Source organism: Kitasatospora sp. NPDC001175 (assembly GCF_053598215.1).
This window is the reverse complement of the sequence record NZ_JBSFJU010000027.1, coordinates 14,287-31,205: the sequence shown is the minus strand read 5'-3', so window position 1 is coordinate 31,205 and position 16,919 is coordinate 14,287. Positions and strand designations below refer to the sequence as shown.

The 16,919-nt window shown below is 71.5% G+C and carries 13 protein-coding genes and 1 riboswitch; of the genes, 8 read left to right on the top strand and 5 right to left on the bottom strand.

Features of this window, described 5'->3' with window-relative positions; all coding sequences use genetic code 11:
- Positions 1-57: 57 nt before the first annotated feature.
- From ACWDAK_RS20590 to ACWDAK_RS20580, 3 genes are all read left to right on the top strand, one after another.
- A complete protein-coding gene (locus tag ACWDAK_RS20590; RefSeq protein ID WP_344639536.1) occupies positions 58-453 on the top strand; it encodes a hypothetical protein in 396 nt (131 codons plus the stop codon).
- A 112-nt stretch (positions 454-565) separates the two neighbouring features.
- Positions 566-763 (top strand): hypothetical protein, encoded by a 198-nt coding sequence (locus ACWDAK_RS20585; RefSeq protein WP_427394497.1) that lies wholly within the window; start codon positions 566-568, stop codon positions 761-763.
- Positions 760-1,227, top strand: coding sequence for an NADAR family protein (locus ACWDAK_RS20580; RefSeq protein WP_344639534.1), 468 nt, complete (start codon positions 760-762; stop codon positions 1,225-1,227). The genes ACWDAK_RS20585 and ACWDAK_RS20580 overlap by 4 nt, the downstream gene beginning before the upstream one ends.
- 182 nt (positions 1,228-1,409) lie before the next feature.
- Here ACWDAK_RS20580 and ACWDAK_RS20575 read toward each other — a convergent pair whose 3' ends face one another.
- Together ACWDAK_RS20575 and ACWDAK_RS20570 are read right to left on the bottom strand one after the other, a co-directional pair.
- Positions 1,410-1,976, bottom strand: a complete 567-nt coding sequence (locus ACWDAK_RS20575) for a Uma2 family endonuclease (protein ID WP_344639533.1) — start codon at positions 1,974-1,976, stop codon at positions 1,410-1,412.
- Between the two features lie 400 nt (positions 1,977-2,376).
- A complete protein-coding gene (locus tag ACWDAK_RS20570; protein ID WP_344639532.1) occupies positions 2,377-2,751 on the bottom strand; it encodes a hypothetical protein in 375 nt (124 codons plus the stop codon).
- Between the two features lie 322 nt (positions 2,752-3,073).
- Between ACWDAK_RS20570 and ACWDAK_RS20565 the strand changes: the two genes are divergently transcribed.
- Positions 3,074-3,793, top strand: a complete 720-nt coding sequence (locus tag ACWDAK_RS20565) for a hypothetical protein (RefSeq protein ID WP_427394496.1) — start codon at positions 3,074-3,076, stop codon at positions 3,791-3,793.
- A gap of 315 nt (positions 3,794-4,108) precedes the next feature.
- Here ACWDAK_RS20565 and ACWDAK_RS20560 read toward each other — a convergent pair whose 3' ends face one another.
- The 3 genes from ACWDAK_RS20560 to ACWDAK_RS20550 form a co-directional block, all read right to left on the bottom strand.
- Positions 4,109-4,783: an arylsulfatase gene (locus tag ACWDAK_RS20560; protein ID WP_427394517.1), complete on the bottom strand. Its 675-nt coding sequence runs from the start codon at positions 4,781-4,783 to the stop codon at positions 4,109-4,111.
- Between the two features lie 115 nt (positions 4,784-4,898).
- Positions 4,899-6,203, bottom strand: a complete 1,305-nt coding sequence (locus tag ACWDAK_RS20555; RefSeq protein WP_427394495.1) for an NRAMP family divalent metal transporter — start codon at positions 6,201-6,203, stop codon at positions 4,899-4,901.
- Positions 6,200-7,567: a magnesium transporter MgtE N-terminal domain-containing protein gene (locus ACWDAK_RS20550; protein ID WP_344639529.1), complete on the bottom strand. Its 1,368-nt coding sequence runs from the start codon at positions 7,565-7,567 to the stop codon at positions 6,200-6,202. The genes ACWDAK_RS20555 and ACWDAK_RS20550 overlap by 4 nt, the downstream gene beginning before the upstream one ends.
- Before the next feature lie 310 nt (positions 7,568-7,877).
- A riboswitch (M-box (ykoK) riboswitch) is annotated at positions 7,878-8,055 on the bottom strand.
- 640 nt (positions 8,056-8,695) lie between these two features.
- Between ACWDAK_RS20550 and ACWDAK_RS20545 the strand changes: the two genes are divergently transcribed.
- The 4 genes from ACWDAK_RS20545 to ACWDAK_RS20530 are packed head-to-tail and all read left to right on the top strand — an operon-like array spanning position 8,696 to position 16,812.
- Positions 8,696-10,231 (top strand): TIGR02677 family protein, encoded by a 1,536-nt coding sequence (locus ACWDAK_RS20545; protein ID WP_427394494.1) that lies wholly within the window; start codon positions 8,696-8,698, stop codon positions 10,229-10,231.
- Positions 10,228-11,442 (top strand): TIGR02678 family protein, encoded by a 1,215-nt coding sequence (locus ACWDAK_RS20540; RefSeq protein WP_344639528.1) that lies wholly within the window; start codon positions 10,228-10,230, stop codon positions 11,440-11,442. Before ACWDAK_RS20545 ends, ACWDAK_RS20540 begins: the two co-directional genes overlap by 4 nt.
- A gap of 19 nt (positions 11,443-11,461) precedes the next feature.
- Positions 11,462-15,553, top strand: a complete 4,092-nt coding sequence (locus ACWDAK_RS20535) for a TIGR02680 family protein (protein ID WP_427394493.1) — start codon at positions 11,462-11,464, stop codon at positions 15,551-15,553.
- Positions 15,550-16,812: a TIGR02679 family protein gene (locus tag ACWDAK_RS20530; protein ID WP_427394492.1), complete on the top strand. Its 1,263-nt coding sequence runs from the start codon at positions 15,550-15,552 to the stop codon at positions 16,810-16,812. Before ACWDAK_RS20535 ends, ACWDAK_RS20530 begins: the two co-directional genes overlap by 4 nt.
- Positions 16,813-16,919: the final 107 nt, after the last annotated feature.

Sequence of the window (16,919 nt, the reverse complement as noted above, 5' to 3'; positions counted from 1 at the left end):
CACCTCGCGGGGGACTCCATTTGCAGCCCCGGCTGGGAGCAGGACCCGCGCTGCAGCGTGCCCGAGCTGGTGGCCGAGTGCGCCGAGGTCTGCGGACTGCCGGTGGACGCGGCTGCGCTCTACCTGATGCTGCTGGCCCTGCCCGACCCGACCGACCGCCGGGTGAAGCAGTGGACGAGTTGGTCCGCAGCGGCGCTGAGGAAGGCAGGGGAGAGCCTGGCGGCGACCGGCCTGGTGCTGCGGACCACCCGGGCGCGGGCCGGACGGCAGCTCTTCGTCCCCGGAGCCTGGGCGGAGCTCAAGGCACCCCGGCTTCCGCTGGAGGCAGCCAAGCTTGCCCTGCTGCCGTACCCCGCCGAGCGCGCCTCCGCGGCCCACGCGGCGGTGGTGCCCACCCGGCCGCTGCCGACCCTGTTCACCGAAGCCTGGGGGAAGGCGGGCCGAGAGCGCTGACGGGCCCGCCGCGGCCTCCCCACGAGCACGGGGCACAGGCGCGACCCGACGAGTGGACAGGCAACTGGAACATGCTGTTCGCGCCGCTCGCGGAAGGCGTCATGAGTCACCAGTGAGCGGCGCCGCACGCCAGGACGGCGACCGGACCGTCCTCGACGAACTGCTCCAGGTCCTGCGGCTCGGCTGCTCCTACCAGCCCGTCGCGGATGCCACCCGCTCGGGCCGAGGGGAGGGCGGGCAAAACCGGTTGCGAGTGCAGCCCAGCGCTGAGACCGTGCGGGTTCCCGCAACTGCCACGAGGCTCGGATGACGATCTACTTCTACGGTGCCGACGAGGTCCCCTACGGTTGCTTCTCCAATTTCTCTGCGCACAGCCTGGAGCTCGACGGGCACCTATGGCCAACCTCGGAGCACTACTTCCAGGCCCAGAAGTTCATCGGCACCCGCCATGCTGATCTGATCCGCCGGGCCCGCACGCCATTGCGTGCAGCCGAGTTGGGCCGTGACCCGTCCAAACCGCTGCGGCGGGACTGGGACCGTGTCAAGGACGACGTGATGCGCCGTGCCGTGACGACCAAGTTCCGGACGCATGCCGACATCCGCGACATCCTGTTGTCCACCGCCGACGAAGAGATCGTCGAGGACACCACCACCGACCACTACTGGGGACGCGGGAGGACCGGAACCGGCAAGAACATGCTCGGCCGGATCCTGATGCGCACTCGTAGTCAACTCCGCACCGAAGTCCAAGGAAGCTGCGGTCGCTCCGGATAGCGTCTTGTGTAGTGATCGCAATGCCGTGGCCAGGAGGGTCGGAGAGCTGGTCGGGTACTGGAGGAGGGGGCGGAGGGCATCCTGGCGGAGATCCGGCCCACCGCTTAGGCGGGCACCGACTCCCGGCCCGCGCCAAGGGGACCATCCCCGCGTCCGCGGGGCCGTCCAAATCAGGGAGGTGCTCAGAAATCGCTGGTGTCGAGATCGAGATCGAACGGCTCCGGCAGGCGCACCGGAATACCGAACGGGTGCGGGCCTTCCACGCGGGTGTAGCCGAGTCGTGCGGGCTGGGAGAACAGGGTGCAGGAGTTCTCCTGTCGGTCCACCAGCAGGTAGAGCGGGGCACCGTACTGCGCGTAACGGCGGCGTTTGACGGTACGGTCGGTGTCGCTGTTGGAGGGAGAGGTGACCTCCACTACAAGTACCGTCTGGTCGGGCAGGAGTGCGCCTTCGGTCTTGGCGAGTTCGGCGGGGACGACGGCCATGTCGGGGATGTACCAGTTCTCGCTGCCGGGCAGGTCGAGGTTGCCGGAGCCGGCACGTAGGCCGAGTTCGCGCATGCGCGGGCCGATCTGCTCCCGGATCAGATCGGTGGCGTTCTCGTGCGCCCAGGACGGCGACATGGGGGTGATGACTCCCTCGACGATCTCGGCGCGGTCACCGGCGATGTGCTGTACGGCGTACTTCAGCGCACGTTCCGGATCCGGTACACGGCTGTAGTCGCCAGGCGTGGCGGGGGCAGTGCTCATCAACTCGTCTCCTCTCCTCGGCACAGCGTAGGCGGTTCGAGAAGGCGTAGGGGCCATCCCCGCGTGCGCGGGGCCGCATACGCGGCCGAACGGCAGGATCCGGCCGCCCCGAGCGGCACGCTGGGAGTGCCGTCGCTTCTGAAGATCTGTGAGGCTCTGCACGCCGACACCGCGGTGCTGATCGGGCAGCAGGCCCCGCGCCGCGCGATGGCCACGATCGACCGGCGGATGCCGTCCGCCCTCCGCCACCGTGGGCGGCCCGACGCGTGCCTGATCGCGGCCCCTTCGCACCGGGGGTCCAACGGTGAGGATCCGGCTGGTGACGAGCGCGGGGTCGTGAGCGGGGAGGGCGCGGCCGGTGCCGGGGACGATCTCGACCTGCACCCCCACTGGGAGACCCTCAGACGCGATAGGCGAACCGGCCGAGGTAGTGCAGAGAGGTACCGTGCGGATTGGTGACCACGTTGGGAGCGAAGACACAGATCGCAGCGTCGGCCAGCTCGGTTGACTCCACTTGTGGCAGCCACTGGTCAGCGTACGAGGCATCTCGAAGGAGTACCTCGGGGACAACCGGAGCGAGGTGGCCGTCGTCCTGGGCGTGGATGGCTTCGACACACATCGGTTCGAGCTCGGCAATCCCAGCCTCTCCCATGAAAACGGATGGCTCCGCATCCCCGTCCTCTGACCGCCCCTGATCGACGTAGTCGCGGATGTCTTCAAACGAGGAGAACCGGCCCCACGAGAGGAAAACGTGCACCACGCTGGCTTCATTCACCCGACGATTGTCGCCCGACACTGATGCGACTGACCCGCTTCAGCCGAGGAGTGAGCGGTTGAGTTGGCGTGTGGAGAGCTCCGCGACGGCGGCGGCGGTGAGCCGGGACACGGCAGTTACGACTCGGCCACGCCTGTTGAAGCCGGAACGACACCGAAAATCGATCTCGGGAATGAGCGCCGTGGTCCCGTCACCTGTGGGGACGGGCTGACGGGGAGCGGATGGGCGTGAGTGTCCGATGGGCAGGGTTGACTTTCCCTCGATCGATCACACGTGCTGGCAGCCTGGCCGATCGCCAGGGGAGAGCGATGGAGGTTTCCGAATGCGGGAAGATGTCATGACGGCCGGGACCGAGTTGCGGGTCTACCCTGAGCCCGCGGACGTGTTCGTTTCCGACCAGGTCGAACTGGCAGAGCACTTGCACCCGTTGATCTCGATCGATCTCGCCGGGGTGGACCCGGCCTGGCACGGCTGGATCCACCTGGTCAGCCCGCTGGAACCGGCGAGCGGCTACCTCGGCGACCACACCGAGGCCTTCCACTCGCCCCTGCAGAAGACCAACTGGCTCGGGTTCTCGATCGAGGACGACCGCTACCGCTTGCTCGGCGACCGGCGCTACTTCGTGCAAGCGACGACCCGCGAGGAGCTGCCCGACCCCTGGCCCGGGTTCCGTGCGGAACTCGACGGGCACTGCGAGTCCGAGGGACGCAGCTACCTGGCGCACCGGGACGCCTTCCGTCGTGAGGGCGTCCTGCTCATGCGTCATGACAACGGGTCCCTGCGGTCCGTTGGGCCCAACGCCATGGCACTGTTGGAGCAACTCGGCGGCGATGCGGACCCTCACGGGAACTGGGTCCGGCCCGAGCTGTTCCACATCGAGTACGACGACGACAGCGCATGGCCGGTCAGTCCGTCCGGGAACCCGTTCCGCTTCGTGGCGTCGGTGCCGGGCTGGCACTACCGCGGAACGGGCGCTGATTCAATCCTGTTGTTCTTCGAGCCCGTCGAGCGGCTCGCAGTGTTGACCTTCGACTGGAGCTGAGGCGCTGCCCAGGGCGTGGGGAGCCACTGGCGGAGCCGCTTTCGGCCGCTGGTGCGCGCGCAGCGTGCGGGTCCGGGAGTCGGCGTGGTGGTGCGGAGGGGCGTCGTCGGTGCCGCTGACACTGCGGGTGCCGATTCATTCATCCGCGAAGTCCGGGCGGCAGCGGCAGGTCGGTACTCGTGGAGTGTGCCGCCGGGTCGATCTCGTCGGCGAACCTCCAGCCCTGTTCGCCGCCGCCGTCACGGCCTCCGGGCAGTGAGCGTTCCAGTCGGTGGGCAGGGTGGCGGAACCGAAGCGCGCACGTATGCCGGTCGACTACTCGGTTCTGCTGGCAGGGCATGACGCGGCGGCAGCGGCGGCGCGGAGTCCCGGAGCGGGGCTGGACAGGACCGGTACGGCGGTCGTGGTCCGATTCGCGGCCCCTGCCATGGATGCCTGGGCGAGGACGATGACGTCCGCGCCGTCCACGGCCTCGACGGCGGCAGCGATCGCGGTCAGATAGCCGGCCTGGTCACCTCGTTCGAACTGGTCCCAAGCGCCGTCGACCACGACGGCCGTCACCGTGACCGACCGGTCGGATCGAGCGGCCTCCTCATCGATGAGGGCGACTGTCGGGACCACGGTGTCGGCCACTGCGGCGATCACGACGATGTGTGTGGTGGTCCGGTCCCCGCCGGGTGCAACGGCGACGGCGGCTGCCGCCATCGGACGGTCGACGCGCAACACGGGCACTCCCAACGCCGCGGCACGGGTTTCCGCGACGCCGCCGATCGTCGAGCAGGTGCACAACACCGCAGCGGCCCCGTCGGCGACCGTGGAGGCGAGCGCATTGTCGATGTCCCCCGCAACGGCGTCGGGCCCGTCGGTCCGGGCCCTCGTCAGCAACTCCTCGGACACGATGTGCCGCAAGGGCAAGCCGGGGTGGTCGCGGTCGCGAAGCGCGTCGAAGACCGGGACGTGGACGGACGATGTGTGGAGCAGCGCCAGCATGTGCGCGATGCTATCGGCCGTGGTCGGGGCCCCGTCGCCGGGAGGTGAACCGGGACGGGTCAGCTGGAACCAGTAGGGCTCGGTCACCAGGCGGTCTGTGCCGGCGGGACGATGCTCAGCCGACTCCGAACCAGCCGAGGACGGTCTGGACGAGCAGGATGGTGGACATGGCGGCCACGCCGATGACCACGGTGGTGGCCGCGATGCGGTACCTGGGGCTGTTGGCCGCCTCGCCCAGGACGGAGCGGCGGTTGGTGAGGACCAGGAGGTAGACGAGCACGACCGGGCTGATCAGGCCCTGCAGGACCTGGGTGCCGATCAGCAGCTGGATCACATCGACGGGGGTGAGAGCGACGATCGCGCCGAGGGCGATCTGGGCGGTGAACAGCCCGAGGAACAGGGGGGCGTCGCGGAAGCGGCGGGAGACGGAGCGTTCGACGCCGGCGGCCTCGCCGACGGCGTAGCTGGCGGAGAGCGGAACGACGGCGCCGGCCAGCGCGGAGGCGCCGATCAGTCCGAACGCGAACAGCAGCTCGGCGCTCGGCCCGGCGACCGGCTTGAGGGCTTCAGCGGCCTGGGCGGCGGACTCCAGGGGGCCGGTGCCGCCGATCGCGGCAGCGGTGGCGATGATGATGGTCAGGCTGATCAGGCAGGCGAACACCGCGCCGAGGACGGCGTCGGCCCGGATCAGCTTGTAGTCGGCGGGCTTGGCTCCGCGGTCGACGACACCGGCGGCGGCGTAGAACTGCATGTAGGGGCTGACGGTGGTGCCGATCAGGGCGACGGCCAGCAGGATGAAGTCCTTGCTGGGCTCGATGTGCGGCACGACGAGGTGCTCGCCGACCTGCCCCCAGTTCGGGTGACCGAGGACCATGGCGACCGGGTAGGCGAAGAAGGCCAGCGACATGACCAGGAAGATGCGCTCGGCCCACTTGTACGAGCCGAACAGCACCAGGGACCACAACAGGACGGCGGAGGGCGGGATGACCGCCCACTTGGGAACGCCGAGGAGCTCGAACGCCGCGCCGATCCCGGCGAACTCGCTGACGACCAGGCCGGTGTTGGCCAGCAGCAGGCAGAAGACGGCGAGCGCGGTCAGACGGAGGCTGAACTGCTCGCGGATCAGCGCGCCCAGACCCTTGCCGGTGTGGGCGCCGAGCCGGACCGCCATCTCCTGCACCATCACCAGGGCGACGGTGACCAGCACCATGAAGAACAGCGTCCCGTAGGTGAACTGGGAGCCCGCCGAGGCGTAGGTGGCGATGCCGGCGGCGTCGTTCCCGGCGTTCGCGGCCACCAGGCCGGGGCCGGCGACCATCGCGACGGCGGCCAGACGGCGCAGCCCTCTGCGGCGGGAAGGCGCTGCGACGGCGGGCGGCGCGGTGGCTGCCGCGGTGACGGTGTCGAGGTCGCGGGTCACTTGAGAAGCCTCCGGAAGTGCAGGCGCCCGCGCTCGGGCAGCAGGGCGTCGAGGATGTCGTCGGCCAGGATCCGGCCAAGTGGGTGCGCGTCCTGGTCGACGACGAGCAGGGAGGTGGCGCGGGCGGCGACAAGGTGGTCGGCGGCCTCGGCCAGGCGGGTGTCGGGCCGCACGGTGACCGGCGGGCCGAACTGGGCGAGCCAGGCCACCAGGTCCGCGACCACCGCGGTGTCCTCGGCCACCGCCAGGTCGAACAGCGGGATGTCGCCGATCAGGCGGTCATCGTCGTCCAGCACGGCGACTGCGTCGACCTCGGTGCGGTGCTCGGCCTGCGCGGCCAGTTCCGCGCGCACATCGGCGATCGTCTGCGAGGGACGGGCGGTGACCAGCAGGGTGGTCATCGCGCCGCCGGCGGTGCCCTCGCGGTGGGTGAGCAGGGTGCGCAGCTCGGCAGCCTCGGGGGCGGGCATGCGTGCCAACAGGGTCTCGCGCTCGCCGGGGAGCAGGTCGCGCAGGGCGTCCGCGGCCTCGTCCGGCTCCATCTCGTCCACCAGCCGGGCGGCGTGCTCGGGCGGCGCTTCGCGGAGCAGGTTCTCCAGCTCGGCCGGTTCCATCTCCTCCAGCGCGTCCGCGGCATGCTCCGGCTCCAGCCAGTCCAGCAGCTGCTGCCGTTCGTGTCGGCCGAGGTCCTCGAGGATGTCGGCGAGGTCGGCCGGACGCATGCGGTGCAGCGCGGAACGCGACGCGCGCAGCCGCACCTCGGCGGGCCCGTGCATGGCCTGCTCGCCGAACGGGGCGACGGACTGCCAGTCCAGGACGCGTTCCGGGGTGGGGCGGATCTGCCAGCGGCGGGGGCCGATGCGGCGCAGCAGGGTGGAGAGGGAGACGTCCACCCCGACCAGGACGGTGCGGTCGGCCAGCGGCGCCAGGTACAGATCGGCGGCGCGGGTGACCTGGATGCCGTCGATGTCGACGAGCTGATGGTCCATCACGTCTCGGGCGAGCAGCACCTCGCCGGGGCGGCGGGTGAAGTCACGCAGGTCCACGCGGGCGGTGCGCAGTCGCGCCTGCCCGGAGAGGACCCTGTCGATCGCGTCGGCGGCGATGAAGGCGCGTCGCCGCCCGATGCGGATGATCAGGCCGGTGACCGGCGGATAGGGCTCGGGTCCGTAGAGGCGGGCGACCACGTCGACGATGCGCCCCACCTCCTGGCCGGCCTGGTTGGCGACCGGACCGCCGATCAGCCCGGCCAGGGACACCAGCGACGTGCGGACGGCTCGTGAGGCGGTGGAGCGGCGCTCGGCGTCGACCGTGCGACCGCGCAGACGGGCCGTAGCGGACATGAACAGAGTGGTGGCAGCCACGATGAACACCCCCTTGCCTCGGTGTGACGAGGCATCAGGAGGCCCAAGGGTGCACCGCCGCCTCCTGGCCGCCGTAACGGCGCCGCACGCACGGCGGCACATCCCACCCGGACGTGAACCGGGCGGAGATGCCGTCGTGAACGGGACGGATCAGGGGAGGGGGGACCGCTTTGGGCCGCGGAAGAATGACGAGGACGACATGGGAAGGGGCCTACTATGGCCCGGACTACTGTCCATCTCGCCTCCTTCCGTTCCCGGCCGCGACCCGACGTCACGGCGGCGCGTCAAGGAGAAGCCGGTACAAGTACCCGGCGCACCCCGACTCTTCAGAGTTCCGGCACTTAACGGCGTGTCCCCGCGAGATGCGGAGAAGCCACTTGGGGGCAACCCTTGAGCCGGGCACAGACCTGCCCTGATCCGGAGTGTCTCTCGACCGATGGGATCAGTGGTCTGTGTCCGTGAAGACGCCTCACCGAACGAGGTGCCTGTTAAAACCTCCATAAGGATAGGCGCCCACCAGCCCCGCAGCCCAATCCTTGACCGGACCTTGACCCCTGGGCCGGGTGCGTTCGGGGGACCCGTGGGACATCCCGCGTCCGATGACGCGCGGGTTGGCGCGCAACCGTCGTACGGGCAAGAGTAGTTCAGCGGTCTCGCGCAGGCTCTGGGTTCGGGCCCGGGCGATTCGGGAGGGGGGAAGCGCCGCCTGGGCGGTGACGTGGCGGCGGGCGAAGTGCAGGGTGCGCACGGAAGAAGGATGGTCAAGATCGCGCCCGAGTTGCCGGGCGGTGGAACGAGGCCACGTCGAGGATCCGCGCAAACACGAAACGGACCAGCCGCGCGACCTGGTCCTCGGTGATCCGCTCCCACTCGGCGGTGGGAAGCCCCGTGGTGATGATGTCAGCGACCGGAGTGGTACGTCTCGCTGATGGCGGTTGTGGGTCGGGAATCCCATGTGGCTGTTCAGGGTGGGCGGACTGAGATACTCGGGCCGTGGATGCTGGGGTGATGGGGAGCGGTCCCACCCCGGCCGCCGCGGGCATGGAGAACCCGGCCGGCGCTGTCGGTGCGTCCGCGTACTGTGGTGCCAGCCGGAAACGGGGTGACCGGCGGGGAGGAGGGGAGCCGTTGCGCAGGGTGCCGCCGGAGATGTTCCGGTTCACGACGGGGGACAGGGCCGAGCTCTACGGCGCGATCCTGCAGGCGTTCGGTGCGGCCAACGAACGGCTGGAGACGGCACTCGGGCTGGACGAGGTCCGCACCCGCCTGCGGTCGGTGGGCTGGCTCGACGCCATCCACGACGACGACCTGCAGGACGCCCTGCGCCAGCTGCGCGCCTGGGAGCTGCTCGACGTCGTCCAGAACCACGCGGAGAACTACCGCACGGCCGAGGAGTACGAGCGCCGGAACCTCCAGTACTCGCTGACCCGGCGCGGCGAGGCCGCACTCGCCGGGGTGGAGCACGCCCTGTCCGTGCTCGCCGCGACGGGCGCGCTCCAGACCGCCGTGCTGGAGGCCGTCACCGATCGGCTCGACGAGCTGTACGTGCTGCTCGGCGACCCGGCGTCGTCGGACCGGCGGATCTTCACCACCCTGCAGGAACTGGAGGGCCACCTGGAGGCGCTGCTGGCGAACACCAAGGCGTTCAACGGCGAGCTGCAACGCCTGCTGCGCGCCGAGGGCGCGGACCTGGCGACCTTCCGCGAGGTCAAGGCCGCGACGGTGGCCTACCTCCAGGAGTTCCTCCTCAACCTCGACCAGCGCGGGCAGGCGGTGGCCGCGGCCGTGCAGCGGGTCGAGCAGCGCGGCGTGAGCCTGCTGCACGAACGAGCGCTTCACGGTGCCGAGTTGCCGCCGCTCGCCGACGGCGATCCCGCGCCGGACTGGCTTGAGCGGCGCCGGGCGCGCTGGGAGGGTCTGCAGGCCTGGTTCCTACCGGCAGACGGCTCGCGACCCCGCGTGGAGCAGCTGCACGACGTGGCGCGGCGCGCCATCGTGACGCTCCTTCAGGTCCTCGACCGGATCACCGAGTCGCGTCGGCGGTCCTCCAGCGTCGCGCAGGACTTCCGCGAACTGGCTCGCTGGTTCGCCGCCGCGCCCACCGAGGAGGACCTGCACCGCCTGTGGTCGGCCGCCTTCGGCCTCGGACCGGCTCGCCACGCCCACCTCGCCCATCCTGACCCCGAGTTGGTGCCCTCCTCGTACGGCTGGGCCGAAGCCCCTCCGGTCAGGGTGTCCGCCCTGCTGCGCACCAGCGGACGCACCGAGCGGTTCACCCGTACGGGCAAGGTGCGCGACATCGGCGGGATCAAGGCGGCCCGCGCGGAGCGGGCCCGGAAGGAGCGGGCCGAACTCGAAGCGGCCTGGGACGTCCTGGGCACGGACGGCCCTGTCCGGCTCTCGGGCTTCGGCATGCTCGACCACGCCGTCTTCGAGCGGCTGCTCGATCTCCTCGGCAGGGCGCTGGCAGTACGGCCGGACGGCAGCGGTGCGCGCCGGGCGGTCACCTTGGACGGCCGCGTCGAGATCGTCCTGCGACCAGTCCCCGACGGTGGGCGAGCCGTCCTGCGGACGTCTCACGGACGGCTGGAGGGACCTGACTACCTGGTGGAGATCCGCAGCCCCGGCAGCAGCCGGGCGTGGGTTCGAGAGGAGAGCGGATGAGTACCCTCGCCAACCAGCTGGTCCTGGCCGAGCGGGAGGACGTCGCCCGAGGCATCAGACTGCTCCTCGGCCGACCGCTGATCACCGAGCGCGGCGACCCGTCCGGCTTCGAGCTGATCCGCCGCAGGCAGGACCCGCTGACGAAGTGGTTCGACTACCACTGCGGCTGGCAGCTGGTGCTGGAGCCGCGCCTGGGGTACGCGCGGCTGCTCAAGATCCGGACCGTCCTCGACGCTTCCCGCCCCGCCCGCCGACTGCGCTCGGGCAAGGCGCCGTTCGACCGCCGCCGCTACACCCTGCTGTGTGTCGTCGCGGCCGAGCTGCTGCCGATCCCGGTGACGACCGTCGGTCTGCTCGCCGACCGCATCGTCCAGGCCTGCGCCACCGACGAGGCACTGCCGCCTTTCGATACGGCGAGCAAGCCCGAACGCATGGCCTTCGTGGACGTCATCAAGCTACTGGAGTCCCACGGCGCGCTACTCACCGTGGACGGCGTCACGGACAGCTTCGTCGATTCGGCGGACGCCAAGGTGCTCTACCGGGTGGACGCCACGGTGCTGATGCGCCTGCTCGCCGCACCCGTCGGGCCGTCCCGGCTGGCCGTACCGGCCGAAGAGGTACCTCTGCGCTTCGAGGAACTCCTGCGGGAGACGGTGCGGGAGCAGCGGTACGGCGGTGCCGACGCATCCGAGGCGCAGCGAAACCTCCGACTGCGGCACTCGGTACTGCGCCGGCTGTTCGACGACCCGGTGCTCCACCACGACGAGCTCTCCGCCGACGAACTGGCCTACCTCACCTCCCCGACGGGCCGTCAGATCGTCCGACGCGCGGCCGAGCAGGGCGGCTTCCTGCTGGAGGAGCGCGCCGACGGCCTGCTGCTCGTCGACCCGGACGGGATCGCCACGGACAGCCGGTTCCCCGACGACTCCGCCAGTGCCCGCGTCGCCGCCCTGCTCCTGCTGGAACCGTTGACGGCTGCTCCGGGCGGGCTGACGCCGGAACAGCTCACTGCCGAGGCGCACGACCTGCTGCGCCGCTTCCCGCAGTGGGCGAAGAGCTACCAGTCGGAGGACGGAGCCCAGCGGCTGACTGCCGACGCCATCCGCGTCCTGACCGACTTCGGTCTGGCCCGCCGAGTCGGCGACCGTACGGTCCCCCGGCCTGCGGCCTTCCGCTATCGCGCCACCGCTGCCGACAGCCCCGCATCATGACCAGGGAGGATCCCTTCTGATGACCGTGACGGAACTCCCGCCGCCGTCCGCATCCCGAACCGTGGACGCCGGCCCGGCGCGGTGGCAGCCGACCAGGGCCGGCATCCTCAACGTCTGGCGCTACTACGACGAGACCTTCACCTTCCACCAGGGCCGCCTGCTGCTGAGGGGCCAGAACGGCACCGGCAAGTCCAAGGCGCTCGAGGTGCTGCTGCCGTTCCTGCTCGACGCCAGCCTGCGCCCCAACCGGCTGTCCACCTTCGGCGGCTCCGAGCGCACCATGCACTGGAACCTGATGGGTGAGGGTGCGTCAGGCAGGACCCGGGTCGGCTACGTCTGGCTGGAGTTCGTCCACACCCGCGACGGTCATCCCGTCTGGTTCAGCTGCGGCGCCAGGCTCCAGGCCAGCGTGCACACCAGCGGTGTCACCGCCGACTTCTTCACCACCACCGCACGGATCGACCGCCCCGGCGGCCTCGCCCTGGTCAACGACGCCGGCCAGCCGCTCACCCGCGCCGCCCTGGCCGAGGCCCTGCGGGGCCAGGGCGAGCTCCACGCATCGTCGGCCGACTATCGCAGCGCGGTCCGGACCACGCTCTTCCCCGGCCTGAGCGAGCAGCGGTACGACGCCCTGATCACCGCTCTGCTCCAGCTCCGCACCCCGAAGCTCTCCGAGCGTCTGGACCCGTCGCTGCTCTCCTCGCTGCTCTCCCGGGCGCTGCCCCCGCTCGGCCAGGGCGAGATCACCGAACTCGCCGAAGGCTTCGAACGCCTGGACCGCCAGCGCGAGCACCTGAAGACCCTGGACGAGGAGGTCGCCGCAGCCACCGCCCTGGCCGCCCAGCAGCGCGGCTATGCCCAGCGCGTCCTGCGCGCCGCGGCGGGCGCGCAGATCTCCGCGACCACAGAGATGGACAACCTCACCCGCATCGCCCGCACGAGCGAGGAGGAGCACGCCGAAGCCCTGCGCGAGCGCGAGCGGAGCACCCTGGGGAAGGCAGAGCTCGAACACACGGCGCAGGAGATCGAGGGCGCCATCGAGGGGCTGCTCGACTCGGAGGTCTACCGGCAGGGCCAGGAACTCGACCAGCTCCGCCGCCGCAGCGACCACGCCGGCCAGACCGCCGACCGCCTGCGTGCCGCCGCCGACCGCAAGATCGGCACGGCCGGCGAGGACGCCGGCCGTGCCGATGAGGCCCGGCTGCGCTCCGAGCGGCGCGCCGAGCACACCCGCGCGGCCCGGGAGGACACCAGGGGCGCGGCGCGGCGTGCGGCCATGGAGTCCCTCTGCACCGAGGTGCAGGCCATGCTCGACAATGCGCCGAGCCCAGCCGCGGACGCGGGGGAGCAGGGGCGTGGCGCACGTCGTCTGTTGCGCGGTGCGGTGGCGTCCCGGCACGGCCAGATCGCCCAGGTGCGCGCCGCCATCGAGCGCCACGAGCGGTCCGTCGCGGACCGCACGGCAGCTGAGGACCACCTCGACAAGGCCCGCGGCCGGCTGACTGCGGCGATCACGTGCCGCGACCTGAACGCCCGCGACTACGAGACCGCGGTCGACGTCCACGCCGACCGGCTGCGCCAGTGGGCGACGGCCGACTGCACCGAACTGCGCATCGACGACACGGAGGAACTCGTCTCCCGCGCCGCCGCCGAGGCCGACGTCCTGGCCCTGGTCGAGGCCGCCGCCCGCGCTGCCGAGAGCGACATCACCGCCGACGAGACCACCGCTCGCGCCACCCGGGACAGCGCCCGCGCCAGGCGTGACCGGATCGCGGAGGAGCTGGAGCGCACCGCCGCTGCGGCCGATCTCCCGCCCGTCCCGCCGCACACCCGCACGGCTGTCCGGTCGGCCATGGCAGGAGGGCCGCTGTGGAGCCTGCTGGCCTTCCAACCGGGCGTGCCACCCGCAGACCAGGCCGGCATCGAAGCGGCCCTGGAAGCGGCGGGGCTGCTCGACGCCTGGATGACCCCCGACGGCGGCATCACCGTCCCTGGCCACGACACGCTCGCCGACCCGGCATCAGCCACCCCTGCACCGGGCCCGTCGTTGCTCGACGTCCTGCGCCCGGAGTCGGACGGCCCGGTGCCGGTCAGCCGGGTACGGCAGCTGCTCGCGGGCATCGCCTACGGGCCCAGGCTCCCCGCAGCCCACCCGGCTGCCGTCGGGGCGGACGGCAGCTGGCGCCTCGCGGCCGCGACCGGCAGCTGGGCCAAGCCGGAGTCCAGCCACATCGGCGCCGCGGCCCGGGAACGCGCCAGGCAGCGCCGGATCGCCGAGCTCACGGCCCGGTTGGCCGAGGCCAACGCTGCTGCCGCCGCGCTCGACGCGGAGCTCCGTGTCCTCGCCGACCGCCGGTTGCGCCTCGGCGCCGACCTCGAGTCCCGACCGCACCACCGCGAGGTGGACCAGGCCAAGCGCGCCTGGGAGCGTTCGGAGTCCGAGGTGGGCGCCCGCGAGGACGCCGTACGCGAGGTCGTCGAGCACCTCGCTCGGCAGGAGGACGCGGTCGCCGTCGCGCTGCGCGCGCTCGCGGTCGCCTCCGCCGAGCACGCCCTGCCGACCGAGCGCACCGCCCTGGACACCACCACCGCCGCGGTCGACGCGTTGCGCGAACAGGCCGACGTCTGGCTGGACTCCCACCTCGCGTGGGTGGCGACCCGACAAGCCTGGGAGGCCGCCCGCGCCCATGCCGAGGCGTCCCGCGCCGTGGCCGAGGAGAGCGCAGCCGAGGCCGAGCAGGCCGAGGCCGCCGCCCGAGGACTCCGATCGGCGCTCGAAGCGGTCGAGAGCACCGTCGGCGAGGACTACCGTCAGGTGGCCGCCCGCATCAGCGACCTGCGGCAATCACTCGGCCGGACCCGCCGCGAGATCGACTCCGGCACCCGGGAACTCATCGCCCTGGAAGGCCGAATCGGTTCACTGAGCGCGACCATGGCCCAGGACGCGGACCGCCGGGACCAGGCCGTGGCCGCCCGCAACGAAGCCGCCCAGCGCTTCCGGCGGCTGTGCGTCCTCGGCTTCCCCGAGGACGCCGGCATCGCTCTCGCCCTCACCGCCGAGGACGGCACCCGCGCCACCCTCGAAGCGGCCCGGGAGACCGCTGCCAAGTGGCCGAACCTGCCGCACAGCACCAGGAACCTCGGCGATTCGCTCAACCGCCTGTCGGAAGCCGTCCACCGAGCCCACCAGAGCCTCAGCACCCGCGCCGACCTCGAACTCGAAGCCGACGAGGACACCCACGTCTTCACGGCTTCCGTCGACGGCGTCCGGACCGGCGCGACCGGGCTCCTCGCCACGCTCATCAGCGACCGGGACCGCAGCCAGGACGACATCACCGCCGCCGAACGGAACCTCTTCGACCAGACCCTCACCGGTGACACCCGCCGTCACCTCGCCTCCCGCATCCGCCAGGCCGGTGAGCTGGTGGAGCGGATGAACGGCCACCTCGAACGTGTCCGCACCGCGTCCAAGATGGCCGTGCGCCTGGTCTGGCAGATCCACCCCGATCTGCCCGCCGGCACCAGGACGGCCCGTGAACTCCTGCTCAAGGACCCGGCCAGGATCACCGAGGCCGACCGCGAGGCCCTGCACGCCTTCTTCCGCGGTCGCATCGAGGAAGCCAAGACCCGTAATACCGCCGCCACTTGGGAGGAGCAACTCGCCGAGGTCCTCGATTACACGGCCTGGCACCAGTTCGTCGTCAAGCTGGACCGCGCCAACGGCGCCGGCTGGCAGCTGCTCACCAAGAAGCTCCACGGCGCGCTCTCCGGCGGCGAGAAGGCCATCGCCCTCCACCTCCCGCTCTTCGCCGCGGTGGCCGCGCACTACGAGGCGGTCCCGGAATCCCCGAGGCTGATCCTCCTCGACGAGGTCTTCGTCGGTGTCGACACCATCAACCGCGGCCAGGTCTTCGCCCTGCTCGCGGCGCTCGACCTCGACCTGGTACTCACCTCCGACCACGAGTGGTGCACCTACCGCGAGCTCTCCGGGATCGCCGTCCATCAGCTGATCACCGGCGCCGACGGCGACGACGCCGTCACCAGCGCCCGCTTCACCTGGACGGGCACCGACCTGCTGCCCGACGACGCCGCTACGGGAGAGCCGGAATGACGAGCCGTCACACTCTGGACCTCCCCGGACTCCTGCCCCTCTGGCATGCCGTGCACGACCGCCTGTCCAGCGGCCGGCCGGTCAGCCGTGTGCGGGTCGGGCCACTCGACGACGCCGGCCGGGAGGCTCTCGCCGACCTCCTCGGCCTCGACCGGCTACCCAGCGCCGAACCGACGATACGACTCGCCCAGCTGGAGGCCGCCGTGGCGGACGCCTGCGGTCGGCCCGTGCGGGACGTGGTGACCGCCATCCTCGGCCCGATCCGTGATCGGGCCGCCGAGCGTGAACGCGACTCGATCCAACGCACCGCCCTGTGGGACTGGCTGGTCGGTCACGAGGTGGTCACCACCCAGCCTGCCCTCACCGAGTGGGTCACCCACCTGCGGACCAACGGCCTCGTCGACGGCTCGCCCGACCGGACCCGTAGCCTGCTGGCCTCCGCGCTGACCGTCCTCGCCGCACTCCCGTCCGACGGGGAACCGCTCCCGGTCCTCGCCGCCCGAGTCCTCGACGGTGACTCCCACGCCCTCGACGACGGGACGCGGTTGTCCTCCCTCGTCCTGCGCGCCCTGGCGGTGCTGTACGGCACCGACATGCCGGACAGCGCCCAGGGGCGGCGCGCGCTCTGGGGCAGGGCCGGCGTGGCCGACGACGAACTCTCCAGCACCGTGCTCGCCGCCGGCCTTCGACTGGGCGGCGACGGCCCGGTCGCCCGGATCGCCCGCATCAGTGCCGACGCCGGACACGCCGTCAGCCTCACCCTCGCCCAACTCCGCTCACCCGGCGAACTCGGCCGGTCCGCAGGGCCGGTGCACATCGCCGAGAACCCCAGCGTGCTCGCCCTCGCCATCCGGCGCTTCGGCGCCAGTTGCCCGCCCCTCGTCTGCACCTCCGGCTGGCCCAACACCGCCGTGATCCACCTGCTGCGCCAACTCGCCGCATGCGGCGCCTCCCTGCACTACCACGGTGACTTCGACGGCGAGGGCATCCGTATCGCCGCCCACGTCCTGGCCAAGACCGGTGCCGTTCCCTGGCGCATGGCAGCCGAGGACTACCGCTCCGCCGTGCCCCGGATCCCCGCAGGACCCGATCCCGGGCGCCTCACTCCCGCACCCTGGGACCCGGCACTCAGCGACGCGATGGCCGAACTGCGCACCGCCGTGGTCGAGGAAGTGATCGCCGACGTACTCCTCGACGACTTGGCCGGCCGGTGTCCCGGCTCCACCGCGTGCATGACGTCGACGCCATCGCTGCCGTAGTCGACGACGGAGCCGTCCGAGGACCGTGCGGACCAATTGCTGGCCCCGCCCGCTACACCGTCCCCAACCTCTCACCCATGACCTGACGCTGACCAAGCCGAACCAGC